12 protein-coding genes and 1 other RNA gene are annotated in these 13937 nt (G+C 62.1%); 3 read left to right on the top strand and 10 right to left on the bottom strand.

The genetic code is table 11. The features are described 5' to 3' along the window. Window positions 1-455 precede the first annotated feature (455 nt). The 10 genes from B0E41_RS26090 to ompA form a co-directional block, all read right to left on the bottom strand. Complete coding sequence (locus B0E41_RS26090; protein WP_077336049.1) at window positions 456-1460, bottom strand: relaxase/mobilization nuclease domain-containing protein; 1005 nt, start codon at window positions 1458-1460, stop codon at window positions 456-458. Beyond that, window positions 1457-2005 (bottom strand): hypothetical protein, encoded by a 549-nt coding sequence (locus B0E41_RS26085; protein ID WP_077336047.1) that lies wholly within the window; start codon window positions 2003-2005, stop codon window positions 1457-1459. Before B0E41_RS26085 ends, B0E41_RS26090 begins: the two co-directional genes overlap by 4 nt. Then, the gene (locus B0E41_RS26080) at window positions 1986-2927 is read right to left on the bottom strand and encodes a ParB/RepB/Spo0J family partition protein (protein WP_077336045.1); all 942 of its coding nucleotides are present in this window, start codon (window positions 2925-2927) and stop codon (window positions 1986-1988) included. Before B0E41_RS26080 ends, B0E41_RS26085 begins: the two co-directional genes overlap by 20 nt. 150 nt (window positions 2928-3077) lie before the next feature. Continuing rightward, window positions 3078-4322 (bottom strand): integrase arm-type DNA-binding domain-containing protein, encoded by a 1245-nt coding sequence (locus B0E41_RS26075; RefSeq protein WP_077336043.1) that lies wholly within the window; start codon window positions 4320-4322, stop codon window positions 3078-3080. A 207-nt stretch (window positions 4323-4529) separates the two neighbouring features. Beyond that, window positions 4530-4918, bottom strand: a transfer-messenger RNA (tmRNA) gene (gene ssrA, locus B0E41_RS26070). Window positions 4919-4931: 13 nt separating this feature from the next. Beyond that, entirely contained in the window at window positions 4932-5597 is a 666-nt protein-coding gene (gene gph / locus B0E41_RS26065; RefSeq protein ID WP_077336055.1) for a phosphoglycolate phosphatase, read from the bottom strand. A gap of 5 nt (window positions 5598-5602) precedes the next feature. Beyond that, a complete protein-coding gene (ubiG, locus tag B0E41_RS26060) occupies window positions 5603-6307 on the bottom strand; it encodes a bifunctional 2-polyprenyl-6-hydroxyphenol methylase/3-demethylubiquinol 3-O-methyltransferase UbiG (RefSeq protein ID WP_077336041.1) in 705 nt (234 codons plus the stop codon). 21 nt (window positions 6308-6328) lie between these two features. Beyond that, on the bottom strand, window positions 6329-7531 hold the full coding sequence (locus B0E41_RS26055; RefSeq protein ID WP_077336039.1) for a hypothetical protein: 1203 nt from the start codon (window positions 7529-7531) through the stop codon (window positions 6329-6331). Then, entirely contained in the window at window positions 7531-8028 is a 498-nt protein-coding gene (locus tag B0E41_RS26050; protein WP_171984886.1) for a hypothetical protein, read from the bottom strand. Before B0E41_RS26050 ends, B0E41_RS26055 begins: the two co-directional genes overlap by 1 nt. A gap of 123 nt (window positions 8029-8151) precedes the next feature. Beyond that, on the bottom strand, window positions 8152-8817 hold the full coding sequence (ompA, locus tag B0E41_RS26045) for an outer membrane protein OmpA (protein WP_077336035.1): 666 nt from the start codon (window positions 8815-8817) through the stop codon (window positions 8152-8154). Between the two features lie 265 nt (window positions 8818-9082). On the opposite strand from ompA, the gene gyrA reads away from it, so the two are divergent. The 3 genes from gyrA to pheA are packed head-to-tail and all read left to right on the top strand — an operon-like array spanning window position 9083 to window position 13937. Then, window positions 9083-11740, top strand: coding sequence for a DNA gyrase subunit A (gene gyrA, locus B0E41_RS26040; RefSeq protein WP_077336033.1), 2658 nt, complete (start codon window positions 9083-9085; stop codon window positions 11738-11740). Next, on the top strand, window positions 11737-12843 hold the full coding sequence (gene serC, locus B0E41_RS26035; RefSeq protein ID WP_077336031.1) for a 3-phosphoserine/phosphohydroxythreonine transaminase: 1107 nt from the start codon (window positions 11737-11739) through the stop codon (window positions 12841-12843). The genes gyrA and serC overlap by 4 nt, the downstream gene beginning before the upstream one ends. Beyond that, window positions 12840-13937, top strand: a complete 1098-nt coding sequence (gene pheA, locus B0E41_RS26030) for a prephenate dehydratase (RefSeq protein WP_077336029.1) — start codon at window positions 12840-12842, stop codon at window positions 13935-13937. Before serC ends, pheA begins: the two co-directional genes overlap by 4 nt.

Below are 13937 nucleotides of genomic sequence, written 5' to 3'. Positions count from 1 at the left end.
GCCGATGCGGCAATGCGTCGTCTAAAGAAGATCTTGGAATCCGGACAGGCGTCAGGATCACGTGCGCTCCTGATGTAAGGCTTCCATAGAAGAAGAGTTCAACAGTCTGTTTGGCAGAAACATCTTTATGGCGGAAACCTAACATGGCGCTCGACACAGTTCCATTGGGTCACTCGCTGCGCGATAAAGACGCGCAGCGCCGGTTGTCCGACTGTGCGACTGCTTAGGGTCGGGAGTGCCACTTCGTCCCATGCGAAACCGGTCCTTCACCCTGGGCTTGGTCACCATCCATTTGCGAGTACCCGGTCTTGGTAGTGAAGCGGTCGCTTACATGATCGATCACTGAATGACCGCTGGCAACCCACGCTACTGTTCGTCACCGCCGCCCTTGGGTGACTCAGATCAGCCTTCTCCGGGCGTTGGCCATCTCTAGGATGCTTGCCTAGCGGACCCGTTCAGCGCTCGATGTCGACAGAGGGCCTGGTTTTCACAACCTCTCGCGACTGCACCGGGGTGGTTCGTTGCTTGTCCTGATGCGCTGCCTCGCGTAGCAGTCGTGGCGCGACTTCCTTGAAGTACGCCGATTCGCTCACGAACCGCAGGATGTGCTTGGCCAGCTCCCGGTCCTCCGGGACATCGGATGCCTGCAGCGCCTTCTTGATGTGCGCCCAGGCCTCGAATGCCCCGGAGTGGCTGCGCTCGTAGCCTGCACCTGACTTGACATGCTGCTCCTCACTCTGGCTCAACCGCCCTTGCTGCCGTGCCTTCACTTGCCAGATGCGTTCATCTCGGCGGTTCGCCCCGCGCGAAGCCTGTCGCGTCGCCTCGGCCTCCACACCCAGTTCCCGCAGCTTCTCCGCAAAGGTTTCTCGCCAGCGGTGCAGGTCGGTCTTGCGTGGGTTCAGCCGTTTGCCGTCGATCGACTCGGCCTTCACGCTCAGGTGCACGTGCGGGTTGGCCTGGTGCTCGTGCAGCACCATCACGTAGTGGTGATCCCTCAGCTCTCTCCTCGCGAACCCGCGCGCGGCCTTCAGCACGGTCTGCGCATCGGTGCCTTGCGGCATCGACAGCATGATGTTGAAGGCTTCGCGCCGGTGGCTGGTCTCCGGGATCAGGGACCCGCTGACGCGCCATTGGGCGACCAGGTCGTGCATGGCCTCCTTGCCCTCGCGCACGACGCCCCGGTCGTCCTCCATGCGCAACTGGCCGTTCTTGCATATGTAGCGGAAGTGCGCCGCGATGGCGCCCATGCCCCGGCCACCCCCGGTGACCTTCACCATCACCTGCGGTGCCCGCCGCATCACTGTGGCGGCGATGCGCTGGCGGATCGCGGCTGCGCTGGGGCGGTTCGGGGTGTTCAGGCGCGGCGTGGCGTCCGTCTTGACGATGCGGCTGGCCGGGTAGAACAGCCGCTCACCCCATTCCACCAGCACGCCGTCGATGGAGGGACCGGTGGTCATTGGGGTCGCCTGGTGGCCCGCAGCTCGGCCACCAGCGCTGATGCCGTGTTGAGGTGGCGCCCGATGTCTTCGTTCAGCGTATCGATGCCGGCCTGATAACGATCCAGCTCCTGCGACGCACCGGGCTTGACCATGTGCAAGATGCGCAGGTAGGCGCTGAGGTCGGTGCTGATGATGGCCAGCCGGTTGGTGGAGGCCTGCAGCGCGGCCACGGTCTGGGCGTGGTTCCTGGGCGGCGGAGCCCCTTCAATGAGCGCGGCCACATAGATGCTCTTCGAGACATTCGCGATGCGGGCCTGGTAGTTCATCAACGCGGCGTGTCCGGCAGGCAGGCGCAGAGTGACCTTGATCACCTGCTCCTCGCGCACGTATTTCAAGGGTTTCGGATCTGGCTTCTGATCGCCAGACTTCGGGGCCAGGTAGGCCAGCACGGCCTGGCGCACCAGGGCTGCCGGGGTCATCTGGTTCACCAGTGCGCGCGTCTGCAACGGCTCGCGAAGGCCGCGCAGATCGATGGTCACCCGGTCACGCTGAGGCTTTCCCATGGCCTGCCTCGGCACTGACGGGTGTGGTTTCGGGGTTCAGCCTGGCGGCCAGCTCGGCGACACGCTGGCGCAAGGCCAGCACCTGCTCGTGGGGGAGGGCATCGATGCCACCTGACCGGTTCAGCCGCTGCAGCGCGGCATCCAGCCGCTCACAGAGCCCGCTGGCGCGGGCCAGAGCCTGCGCCACCCTGTCCGGTCGCGGGGTCGTCGGTGCCGGCTTGTCAGCAGCGGGCGCGACAACACGAGCTGCATCACGGAGACTGGCCACGGCCTCGCGGGTGATGTGTTCCGTGCCAGCGACAAGCGCAGCCACTTGTTCGGGCTGCTCTTCATGCAGGCGGCTCAGCTCGTGGAGCGTGCGCGGGGATTCGCAGCGCCCGTCTTTGAGTGCCTGGTCCAGCACGGGTGGCAGGCTGAGCAGGGCCAGGTGGTGCGCCACCGTGCTCAGGTCCATGCCCAGCTGGCGGCCGACCTCGGCATTGGATTCACCGGCATCCACCCGGCGCCGGATGAACTGCGCAAGTTCAAGCGGGGAGAGGTTCTGCCGCTTCAGGTTCTCGGCCACCTGGTCGTAGGCATTGCGAGCCTCGATGGCAAAGATGACGGGCACCGTGGTCAACCCAGCCTGGATGGCGGCGCGCCAGCGCCGGCTGCCAAAGCGGATCAGGTAGCGTCCCTTGTCGTTCCGGTCACTGACCACGATGGGCTGCAGGATGCCGCGCTGGGCGATGTCCTGCGCAAGTCCCTCGATGGCCTCAGGCGGGAACTCCCTGCGCGGGTTGTCCGGGTCTTCGTCGAGCTGGTCGACAGGCACCATCAGCGCCAGCCCCGTCGGCACGGGTCTGCCCTCGAACAGGTTCAGCTGGTCGAGGTTGATGCCTGGGGGCTTTCGATTGGCAAGGAAGTTGGTGAGCGAGCCCATGATCGATCGTCGAGGGTGACGACGACCACTCTAGGGGGCAACAAGGACTGGTTGCGTGCTGGATTCGGGCTGAAATCTAGCAGCGAGAGCCACTTCCAAGACGTCCCCTTGAACACCTCCGCGAAAAAGAAAATCGCGGAGAGTTGTTCCTTATGCGGCCCACTGCTTCATGTTGATCACGCTCGCACCCTTGCGCAGTTTGTCCAGGTAGTCCGCCCACTTCTGGATCTGATCAAACCGCTTGGCCAGGTACTTGGTGCGGTTGTAGCTGCGGCCATTGGCGTCCTTCACCGCGTGCGCCAGATTCGCCTCGATCGCCAGCGGATCCAGGTCCAGCTGATCCACCAGCATTGTGCGTGCACTGGCACGAAAACCGTGCCAGCTTTGCGCCGTGCCAAAACCCAGGCTGTACAAGGCGCTGCGTACTGAGTTGTCAGACATGGGGCGGTCGTGCTGCCGCTGACCGGGGAACACGTAGCGACCATGTCCCGTGAGTGGCTGCAACTCACGCAACATCACCACGGCCTGGTTCGGCAAGGGAACAACATGTGGTTCCCCGTTCAGCTTCTCGGCCACCAGGCGTTTCATCTTGACGCTGGGAATGGTCCAGAGCGCCCCGTCCAGGTCGAGTTCAACCCACTCCATCATGCGCAGGTTGCCAGGGCGCTGGAACAGGATCGGCGCCAGCAGCAAAGCGGTGCGCACGATCGGACCACCCTTGTAGGCGTACATGGCCCGCAGCAGCTCACCAAAGCGCTGCGGTTCCACGATGGCCGGGAAGTTCTTTCCACGGTACGGGGTCAAGCGTTTCTGCAGGCCCTCGGTAATGTTCCGTTGCGAGGTCTCGGCGGTGGGCAGCCAGTACTCGTATACCTGCCGCGCCAGCATCAACCCACGGTCGGCCGTCTCGACAGCACCGCGCCTCTCGACCTTCTGAAGCACCGAAAGCAATTCCATGGGTTCGATGCTGCGCATGTCCCGGTCCCCCAGCCAGGGAAACAGATCTCGCTCCAACTGGCGTTTGGTCCGGTCGGCATGTCCGGGGCTCCAGCGGTCTGTCTGTCTCTCGTGCCATTCCAGGGCCACAGCCTTGAAGGTGTCACCGCCCTCCCGCTGACCCTTGAGTTTGTCCAGCTTGCGGGACTGCACAAGATCTACTCCGGCTGCCTTCTGCAGTCTGGCCGTATCTCGCGCCTTGCGGGCATCAGCGAGCCCCATGGACGGGTAGCTCCCCAAAGCCAGGCGACCTTCCTTTCCATCGGTGTAGGTCTTCCAGAACCAGCGCCTGGAACCGCCCGGGCTCACCTCCAAGTACAACCCCTGCCCGTCGGTGAAGCGGGTTCGCTTTTTATCGGGTGGACAGGTGGCGCTTTTGCATTGCTTGTCGGTCAGCATGATCGGGCCCTCCAGACGGGGAACAGACTGAGACCGGGGAACAAAACCCCGGGGAACAGACATTTTAGGGGGTTGTTCCCCGGTCTGTTCCCCGGTTTCACCTGGGATGTCCTGGGACGTCCATAGACCCCACGGGACAGAAAACTGTTGATTTACAATGAAAAAGGGCGTCTACCGGATCTTGGTGGACGCCCTTGGACGTTGAAATGGTGGAGCTGGGGGGATTTGAACCCCCGTCCGCAAGCCTTCTTCGAGCAGTTCTACATGTGTAGCCGTCTGATTTGGATCTCACTTCCCTCACCGCGCAGCGGCACGCTATGAAGGACGCCAGCAACCTTGAATCTTGCCGTGCGCCAAGTTACCCGACGCCCGACCAGCCTATTAAATTATCTTTGCAGCCTGGACTCTCGCGGCTCGCGCCGTCTGAACCCTTGCCCAGCCCATAGGCCTGCTGTTGCAAAGCTCACCGGCAATTAAGCGGCGAGTGCGAAACGTTCGTCGTTTGCAGTTAGTTTTTTTCTGCGGTTTTACGAGGTGACAGAACCTCGACATGCCCTGCTGCGTGTCCGAACCCACGTCGAAACCAGTGCAGCCCCTGAGGGACCAAGTTTAAGGCAGTTCGAGCAATTGCAAGAGATCGGTCGGAGAAGATATTGAAGCGTCTGCCCCCCAGCCGCTCACATCTGCCCCTTGTCCTAAGTAGCCGTACAGCGCGGCCACCGTTTTCATGCCGGCCGCTTGCCCGGCCTGAATGTCCCGCAAGTCGTCGCCAACATAAAGACATGCGCTCGGTGACAGGGCGATTCGCCTGGCTGCTTCAAACAGCGGCTCGGGATGGGGTTTGGCGTGAGGCGTCGTATCGCCGCTGATCACGGTGGCCGCGGTGTCAAACAGCCCCATGGCCCGAGTCAACGGACCGGTGAAGCGCTCGCCTTTGTTGGTGACCACGCCCCAGGGCAAACCAACACGGCACAGCGATGCCAGCATGTCGCTGACGCCGTCGAAGGCCTGGGTTCTTGTGGTCAGGCACGCCTGGTATTCGGAGAAAAACTCTTGCTTGAGCGGCTCGAAGTCTTTTTGCCCAGGATCGATGTCAAAGGCCACCCGCAACATGCCCCTTGCACCCGAGCCCGCCAATGCGCGGTAGCGATCCAGCGGAATGGCATCGCGCCCCCTTCGCACCAGCATCGCATTGGCGGCGGAGCCCAGGTCGGGCGCACTGTCGATTAGGGTACCGTCCAAATCGAACAGCACGGCCTGTATGCCACGAAACACCACGTTCATGGTCGGCGCGTGGCGATCATGTAGTTGACGCTGGTGTCATCACTCAACCAATAGCGCTGGGACAGCGGGTTGTATTCCAGGCCGCGTGTGTGCTCCAGCGTCAGGTCGACTGCACGGCAGTAGCGCGCCAGCTCGCTCGGCCGGATCATCTTGGCGTATTCGTGGGTGCCTTTGGGCAGCATCTGCAGCAGGTACTCCGCGCCGACGATGGCAAACAAAAACGACTTGGGATTTCGGTTGATGGTGGAGAAAAACACCCAACCACCGGGCTTCACCAGTGTGGCGCAGGCGCGCACGACGGAGGCTGGGTCGGGTACATGCTCCAGCATTTCCATGCAGGTGACCACGTCGAAAGACGCCGGCTGCTCTTGCGCCATTGCCTCGGCACTGATCTCGCGGTAGCTGACTTGAGCGGTGCCAGCCTCCAGCGCGTGCAGCTGGGCCACTTTGAGCGCCTTGCTGGAGAGGTCGATACCGGTCACGTCCGCGCCTTGGCGCGCCATCGAATCCGACAGAATGCCTCCACCACAACCCACATCGAGAACCCGCCGACCCGCGAGCGGGGCCAGGCCCTCGATCCAGGCCAGCCGCAACGGGTTGATCTGGTGCAAGGGACGGAATTCGCTCTCTGGGTCCCACCAGCGGTGGGCGAGATCGGAAAACTTGGCCAGTTCGGCCGGATCGGCATTGACGGGGTTCATGCTTTCGATTTTCCCATGGCTTCAGGGCTTGAGCCCATGTTGTGCCGCAAAGCGCTGTCGCTCTTGCAGGACATCGCGCCGCGTGATGCAGGCTTTGTCAGGGGCCAACCCCAAGCGTTGAAGTTGCTGGCGGTAGTCGGGGTTTTGGTACGGGTCGGCCACCACGTAACCCGCACGGTCCACGCAGACGCCATGGGTCCGGCATTCCTTCCAGCTCGCCCCAAACACGATTCGCCCGTCTCGGGTCAGACCCGGAAACGCACTGGCCAACACCTGGGTTTGCGCGTCTTCTATGCGGAACACCTGGTCGCGCAAAGCGGGATGCCGGTCCACGAAGTACACGCTGGCGTTGTCGGTGTAGGTCAACATGGCGGGCCGGGATCCGGCGAAGCCAAACACCGCTTTACCAGGTGCAGCATGCAGGTCCATGCGCAGATCGCAAGGGTGTGATGCGGCGAGCGTGTCGTTCGCCAATCCATACACCCGCATGCTGGGTTGTCCCACGCGCGGATTGATGGGAATCGCCGAAAACTCCAGTCCATCCACCGAAATCATGGGCAAGGTGTACACCCCGCCATCGGTGCTGCCCCTTGTCCCACAGATGAATTGCGGACCGCTGTCCTCCACCACGTCCACACGGTCCCCCTGATCACGCACACCGAGCGTGCGCACCTGGAGTGGCCCGGTACCCTGCCCTGCTCTGTCACCTTGCGGCCAACTCATGGAGCGAATCCAGACGAGGGATGCGTCTTCGGACTTGACTCCGGTCAGCTCCGCAGCAGCGGCGTAGAAACCCCGCATGCCTCCTTGAAACAGTGGTTTCGCTCGCTCCTGCTGTCGAACCACATCGGTCAACCTGAAATGGCGCCCATCGACGTCGACCACATAACGCCACGTTCCCTGCACCGGAAACGCCTCGTTGCTGAGCGGCGTGCGGTAGGCCACAAGGTGACCGGCAGCGTCCGCTGGCAACTCGATCAGCGATACTTCACCCATCCTCGCACCGGAAAAAGAACGCAGGACAAAACGCCCGTCCGGGCTGATGCGTTCGTAGGTGCCCAATGCGGGAACACCATGGCTGTCCCGCCCCACCATCTCGGGATCCAGCGGCAAATAGCTCACAGCGTCAATGCAGGCGCTGTCGTGCTCACGGGCCAGGGCAGGCACTGCCAGCGTCACGAGCAACACCAAAAATTGAACGCAGGCCGCATCAACCAATCGCATCAGGGAAGCCTTCTGTTGTTCTTGGCACTTTGCCCTTTCAAGGACTCCAGACGCAGCGCCAGCGAATCAATCCAGGCCTCATCAGACAGCACACCCCAGATCGGCCATTCGTGAACCTGATCGCCCAGCACAACCGAGCTGAAGGGGAAGTGATTGAGTCGTCGCAACCACACAGTACAGGCTGGCGGCACATCGCCAATCAAGGCACTTTGCGAGCGTCTCCATTGGGTGGCCTGAGCGGCTTGAGCCCACTCTTGGGCCGACACACCCGGGGCTTTCCAGGTCACCACCTCAAAGCCTGCCGCCAAAGCCGCCAACCTCATGCGCGGCCACTCCGACATGCTATAGACCATGCGAGGAGAAATCAGCATCACCACCACCGGCGCGGCAGACCCTGAGGACCAGGTCGCCAGGCAGTCGGTACCAAGTTCACGGACCACCGAAGTGGTATGCGCTGAGGCAGACACCTCGGCATGAGCCACTTTCATGGACAACACGGCGCAGCCGATCCACAACGCTGCACCCCAAAGGGCCAGCCGTGGAGATGCCAGGAGGCCACGAAAAAGGCCCCAGGCACTTGCGCGCCTGGGGCCTTGCGTTGAACACGCAGCCAGCAAAGCTTACTTGTTGGTGCGGGTGCCCACGACTTCCACTTCCACGCGGCGGTTCTTGGCACGGCCTTCTGAGGTGGCGTTGTCGGCCACTGGCTGGGTCAAGCCCTTGCCTTCGGTGTACACGCGATTGCTTTCAATGCCTTTGCTCACCAGGTATGCCTTGACCGCTTCAGCGCGGCGAACGGACAAAGCCTGGTTGTAGGTAGCGGTGCCCTTGGAGTCGGTGTGGCCCACAGCGATCACCACTTCCAAGTTGATGCCGCTGACCTTGCTGGCCAGATCGTCCAACTTGGCCTTGCCTTCGGGCTTGACCACAGACTTGTCGAAGTCAAAGAACGCATCAGCGGCGTAGGTCACCTTGGTGGCGGCTGGAGCGGCGGGAGCTGCAGCAGGTGCTGGTGCAGGTGCGGGGGCAGGCGCCGGTGCGGCGACAGGCTCAGGTGCCGGGGCAGGCGCCGGCACGATGGCACCGTCACAGCCTTTGGCAGCAGTGGCTGGGGTCCAGTTGGCATCACGCCAGCAGAGCGTGCCGTCGCCGTTCTTCCACTGAAGGTTGCCATGGCCACTGCGCCAGTTGTCGTTCGTTGCGGTACCGCTGGAAGGTGCTGCAAAGGCGGCCGATGCCATGGCGGCGGTTGCAAACAGCATTGCCACTTTGTTCAATTTTTTCATGGATTTCCTCTTGGAGTAAGCCGCAGACGGGCTGAATGTCAACAATCACGCTTGAAGTGACCACCACTTGAAACGCTAATTTTTATTGTGCCACAAGCGTCAGAAACAACGCATGAATGCTCTAGGGCCTGTGCGACACCCCTCCCACCCGAAGCGCCTAAATCGTTGCAGTCACACAACAGCGACGTGCACCAGATGGAACCCGGCCCGTCCACTAAAATGATGAGTTGCCTCTTGACTGTCTACGGACCTCTCTTCATCGCTCATGACACAGTTCGCCAAAGAAACCCTGCCCATCAGCCTTGAAGAGGAAATGCGCCGAAGCTACCTCGACTACGCTATGAGCGTGATCGTGGGACGCGCATTGCCCGATGCGCGTGACGGTCTGAAGCCAGTGCACCGCCGAGTGCTGTTCGCGATGCACGAGCTCAACAACGACTGGAACCGTCCCTACAAAAAATCTGCCCGCATCGTCGGCGATGTGATCGGTAAATACCACCCACACGGCGACTCGGCGGTGTACGACACCATCGTTCGCATGGCGCAAGACTTTTCACTTCGCCACATGCTGGTGGACGGCCAGGGCAACTTCGGCAGCGTGGATGGCGACAACGCCGCCGCCATGCGGTACACCGAAATCCGCATGTCGAAGATCGCCCACGAAATGTTGGCTGACATCGACAAAGACACTGTCAACTACGGCCCCAACTACGACGGCTCAGAAAAGGAGCCGCTGGTGCTGCCGGCACGCTTTCCCAACCTGCTGGTCAATGGCTCCGGTGGTATCGCGGTGGGCATGGCCACCAACATCCCACCACACAACCTGAATGAGTCAGTGGATGCCTGCCTGCACCTGCTGAAGAACCCTGAGGCATCCATCGACGAGCTGATGGAGATCATCCCTGCGCCCGACTTTCCCACCGGCGGCATCATCTACGGCATCAATGGCGTGAAAGATGGCTACCGTACGGGCCGGGGCCGTGTGGTGATGCGCGCCAAGTGCCATTTCGAAGACATCGACAAGGGTCAGCGCCAGTCCATCATCGTGGACGAACTGCCCTACCAAGTGAACAAGAAGACGCTCCAAGAGCGCATTGCCGAGTTGGTGCACGAAAAGAAAATCGAAGGCATCAGCCACATCCAGGACGAGTCGGACAAGTCGGGCATGCGCCTGGTGATCGAGCTCAAGCGCGGCGAAGTGCCCGAGGTGGTGCTGAACAACCTGTACAAGCAAACACAGTTGCAGGACACCTTCGGCATCAACATGGTGGCCCTGATCGATGGCCAGCCCAAGCTGTGCAACCTGAAGGACCTGATCCAGGTATTCCTTGAGCATCGCCGCGAGGTGGTGACCCGTCGCACGGTGTTTGAGCTGCGCAAGGCACGTGAACGTGGCCATGTGCTCGAAGGCCTGGCTGTGGCGCTGGCCAATATCGACGAGTTCATCCGCATCATTCGCGAATCGCCCACCCCGCCCGTGGCCAAGGCCGAGCTGATGACGCGCAGCTGGGACAGCAAGCTGGTGCGCGAAATGCTGACCCGCAGCCGTGCCGATGGTGGCGTGGTCAACGCCGACGACTACCGCCCCGACGGTCTGGAGCGCGAGTTCGGCATGCAGGGTGATGGCCTGTACCGCCTGAGCGAAACGCAGGCCCAGGAAATCCTGCAGATGCGTCTGCAGCGCCTGACCGGGCTGGAGCAGGACAAGATCGTCGCCGAGTACAAGGACGTGATGGCCGAGATCGACGATCTGCTGGACATTCTGTCGCGGCCTGAGCGCGTGTCCACCATCATTGCCGAAGAGTTGACCGCTGTGAGGCAAGAGTTTGGCCAGACCAAGCTGGGTGCACGCCGCAGCGAGATCGAGCACAGCGCACAAGACCTGTCCACCGAAGACCTGATCACGCCCACCGACATGGTGGTCACGCTCAGTCACAGCGGCTACATCAAGAGCCAGCCGCTTTCGGAATACCGGGCTCAAAAACGGGGCGGACGCGGCAAGCAGGCCACCGCCACCAAAGAAGACGACTGGATCGACCAGCTCTTCATCGCCAACACGCACGACTACATCCTGTGCTTCTCCAACCGAGGCCGCCTGTACTGGCTCAAGGTCTGGGAAGTGCCCGCAGGCTCTCGCGGCTCGCGTGGCCGCCCCATCGTCAACATGTTCCCGCTGCAAGAAGGCGAGAAGATCAACGTGGTTCTGCCGCTCACCGGCGAAGCGCGCAGCTTTCCGGACAACCGGTTTGTGTTCATGGCAACCAGCATGGGCACGGTGAAGAAGACCTCGCTCGACGAGTTCAACAACCCGCGCAAGGGCGGCATCATCGCTGTCAATCTGGACGAGGGCGACTTCCTCATCGGTGCCGCGCTCACGGATGGCCAGCACGATGTGATGTTATTCAGCGACGGTGGAAAAGCCGTGCGCTTCGACGAAAACGACGTGCGCCCGCTGGGCCGCAATGCCCGTGGCGTGCGTGGCATGACCATCGACGACGGCCAGAGCGTGATCGCCATGCTGGTCGCCGAAGACGAGCAGCAAAGTGTGCTCACCGCGACCATCAATGGCTACGGCAAGCGCACGCCCATCGGTGAATACACACGCCACGGCCGTGGCACCAAGGGCATGATCGCCATCCAACAGAGCGAGCGCAATGGCAAAGTCGTGGCGGCAACGTTGGTGCACACCGACGACGAGATCATGCTGATCACCGACAAGGGCGTGCTGGTGCGCACCCGCGTGAGCGAGATCCGCGAGATGGGCCGTGCCACACAGGGCGTGACACTGATTGCGCTGGACGAAGGTGCTGAGCTCTCCGGCCTGCAGCGCATCGTGGAGAACGACGCCAACGTGGCCGATGCGGGTGAAGCACCGGACGCAACCAACGCCGGAGACGACACCGAGGCAGGCAGCGAAACATGACGCGCCCCTACAACTTCTCGGCCGGCCCGGCCGCCATGCCCGAAGCCGTCCTGCAAAAGGCCGCTGCCGAGATGCTGGACTGGCAAGGGAGCGGCATGAGCGTGATGGAGATGAGCCACCGAGGCAAGGAGTTCATGTCCATCGCCGCAGCGGCAGAAGCCGACTTGCGCGAGCTGCTGGCGGTGCCCTCCAACTTCCGCGTTCTGTTCATGCAAGGTGGTGGCCTCGCTGAAAATGCCATCGTGCCGATGAACCTGTCGCGCGGCAGCGTGGTGGACTTTGTGGTCACGGGCAGCTGGAGCCAGAAGTCGGCCAAGGAAGCACGCAAATACGCATCCGCCAACGTGGTGGGCAGCAACGAAGCCGACCACCACACCTCTCTGCCTTCGCCCGCCAGCTGGCAGCTGAGCAGCGATGCGCAATACGTGCACCTCTGCAGCAACGAAACCATCCATGGCGTGGAGTTTCACGAGCTGCCCGATTTGAAAGCACTGGGCAGCAAAGCCCCGCTGGTGATCGACTTCTCTTCTCACGTTGCCTCGCGCACGGTGGACTGGTCGCGCGTCGGGCTGGCTTTTGGTGGCGCCCAGAAAAACCTCGGGCCCGCCGGCGTGACACTGGTGGTGGTCCGCGAAGACCTGTTGGGCCACGCGCTGTCCATCTGCCCGAGTGCATTCGACTACAAGACCGTGGCCGACAACGCGTCGATGTACAACACGCCGCCCACCTACAGCATCTACATGGCCGGCCTGACCTTCCAGTGGCTCAAGGCCCAGACCGAAGGTGCGCTCACCGGCATCGCCGCGATGGAGGCGAGGAACAGGGCCAAAGCCCAGCTGTTGTACGACTTCATCGATGGCTCGGGGCTCTACCTGAACAAGGTGGCCAAGAATTGCCGCTCACGCATGAACGTGCCCTTCTTCCTGCGGGACGAATCGCGCAACGACGCCTTTCTGTCCGGCGCCAAAGCAGCCGGACTGCTGCAGCTCAAAGGCCACAAAACCGTGGGGGGCATGCGCGCCAGCATCTACAACGCCATGCCGCTGGAAGGTGTGCAAGCGCTCGTGACGTACATGCGTGAATTTGAACAAACACAAGCATGACCCAGCCTTCCCAATCCGAAGCACTCGGCGTCCTGCGGGTTCAGATCGATTCGATCGATCAGCAACTGCTCTCGCTGCTCAACCAGCGCGCCAAGGTGGCTGAACAGGTCGGCGAAATCAAGCGCGCCGAGGGCTCGCCATTCTTCCGCCCCGACCGCGTGGCGCAAGTCATTGAAAAGATCCAGAAGGCCAACCTGGGGCCGCTGCAAAACCAGCATGTGGCCTCCATCTGGCGCGAGATCATGTCGGCATGTTTGGCACTGGAAGCACCGCAGCGTGTGGCGGTGCTCGGCCCCGAAGGCACCTTCACCGAACAGGCCGCCATCGAGTTCTTTGGCAGTGCAGCCAACCTGATTTATTGCGCCAACTTCGATGAGGTCTTTCACGCCACCGCCGCTGGAACTGCGCAATACGGCGTGGTGGGCATGGAGAACTCCACAGAAGGTGTGGTGGCCCGGTCGCTCGACCTGTTCCTGCGCTCGCCGGTCCACGTGGTTGGTGAGGTGAGCCTGCTGGTGCGCCACAACCTGCTGCGGCAGGTCAACCACCTGGACGGTATCGAGGTCGTGATGGCGCATCCCCAGGCCCTGGCCCAGTGCCAGAACTGGCTGAGCCAGCACCTGCCCAATGCCGAACGCCGCGCTGTTTCCAGCAATGCCGAAGGCGCCCGATTGGCCTCGACCAATCCGGCCTGGGCTGGTCTGGCAAGCGAACGCGCCGCGGCGCAGTTCGGCCTGCACATCGTGGCCCACGCGATCCAGGACGAGGCCTACAACCGCACCCGCTTCGCTATCATCTGCCTGCCACAGACCCTGGCCATGCCGCCCGCCTCGGGCAAGGACTGCACCAGCCTCGTGGTCTCGGTGCCCAACCGTCCGGGTGCGGTGCACGACTTGCTCATGCCACTGAAAAACAATGGCGTGTCAATGACGCGCTTTGAATCGCGCCCCGCCAAGTCAGGCCAGTGGGAGTACTACTTCTACATTGACGTCGCTGGCCATCCGTCGCAGCCCCATGTGGCAGCGGCACTCAAAGAACTCCAGGGCCTTTGCGCCTTCTACAAGGTGCTGGGTGCCTACCCAGTCAGTGAATGA

The sequence above is a fragment of the Hydrogenophaga sp. A37 genome, assembly GCF_002001205.1.
GTDB lineage: Bacteria > Pseudomonadota > Gammaproteobacteria > Burkholderiales > Burkholderiaceae_C > Hydrogenophaga.
Note: the sequence above shows the minus strand (reverse complement) of the source record. Positions and strands in the feature narration are given on the sequence as shown.